Origin of the sequence: Vibrio splendidus 12E03 (assembly GCF_000272105.2) — a bacterium.
GTDB classification, from domain to species: Bacteria; Pseudomonadota; Gammaproteobacteria; order Enterobacterales; family Vibrionaceae; genus Vibrio; species Vibrio splendidus_I.
The window spans coordinates 1-242 of record NZ_AJZD02000243.1 but is presented as its reverse complement, the minus strand read 5'-3'; the positions used below and the strand labels follow the sequence as shown (position 1 = coordinate 242).

Here is a 242-nt window from a genome sequence, read left to right as displayed (position 1 = left end):
GCGTAACCGGTCTTTGAATCGAAATTATCGGTGGTACTTCCGCTATCCGTCTTGGAGAGGCATGAAGAGAAGCTAGGTAAGGCCGGTTTAAAACGTTTGATGCGTTTTTTAAATGCCTTTTTTGAGTCACTACACCCTTGCCCAAATCCCGTCGGCAAGCACATCCAAATACCGCACTCAGCATCACTCGCTGCGTTGACTTGTGAGCTGTAACCGGTGGAAGTGAAAGCCAAAAGGAGGGG

1 pseudogene is annotated in these 242 nt (G+C 48.8%); it reads right to left on the bottom strand.

Going from position 1 to position 242, the window contains the following annotated elements:
- Window positions 1-242: pseudogene (locus A142_RS25310) on the bottom strand (hypothetical protein); the annotation flags it as partial.